Source organism: Asaia sp. A2 (genome assembly GCF_057319415.1).
This window is the reverse complement of sequence record NZ_JBXWTO010000038.1, coordinates 1-797: the sequence shown is the minus strand read 5'-3', so window position 1 is coordinate 797 and position 797 is coordinate 1. Positions and strand designations below refer to the sequence as shown.

1 protein-coding gene is annotated in these 797 nt (G+C 58.7%); it reads right to left on the bottom strand.

Features of this window, described 5'->3' with window-relative positions:
• Positions 1-53: 53 nt before the first annotated feature.
• The gene (locus ACWNRM_RS15155) at positions 54-758 is read right to left on the bottom strand and encodes an IS6 family transposase (protein WP_485171507.1); all 705 of its coding nucleotides are present in this window, start codon (positions 756-758) and stop codon (positions 54-56) included.
• Positions 759-797: the final 39 nt, after the last annotated feature.

The window sequence follows — 797 nt, the reverse complement described above, 5'->3', positions numbered from 1 at the left end:
CGGTGCTGTCACGTTAACTGATGTGAGGTAGGCGACGCCCGGGGAATGAGTATTCAGGCGCTGAGAGCGGTCGCGCTGCTCCATTGGGCGAGAGCCCTGAGACGGTGGATGTGACGAGAAAGGGCGATGGTGATGGAGGCGGACGGGACGAAGAGATTTCGGATGGCGGAGAAGACGAACACGAAGCGCTGACATCCGCCCGGCGAACGGAACTTCTGCATGATGCGTTCGCGTTTTCGCAAGGGAAGATGACTGTTCTCCGCCCGGTTGTTCAGACCCTTATGCGAGAGATGCCGGATCGAGAGACCGAGTTTGCGCCTCGCTGCCCCGTAGGATTTGAGCTTGTCAGTGATCATGCGACCGGGGCGCACCCCCTGCCGCTTCAAAAGCCGTGTCAGCAAACGTCTGGCTGCTTTGGTATTGCGTCGTGTCTGGAGGATCTCGTCCAGGACATAACCGTCCTGATCGACTGCCCGCCACAGCCAGTGAGGCTTGCCACGGATCACGACCCGCACTTCGTCCAGATGCCAAATATCATCCGGTCTCGCCGCCTTGCGTCGCAGTGAGCGAGCGTAAGCTGTGCCAAACTTCAGGCTCCAGCGACGGATGGTCTCATACGAAACCACGATCCCCCGCTCGAGCAGCATCTCCTCCACAAGACGAAAGCTCAGGGGAAAGCGGAAATAGAGCCACACCGCATGCGCGATCAGTTCACACGGAAAACGGTGCCGTTTGTAGCTCACACATGACGCTCTCATCGTCAGCGTCTAACACGCCGCACTTAACGTGACATCACC

Bases quoted from the DNA above. Each gene is read 5' to 3' on its own strand.
- ACWNRM_RS15155 (WP_485171507.1), bottom strand. From the start codon at position 758: ATGAGAGCGTCATGTGTGAGCTACAAACGGCACCGTTTTCCGTGTGAA.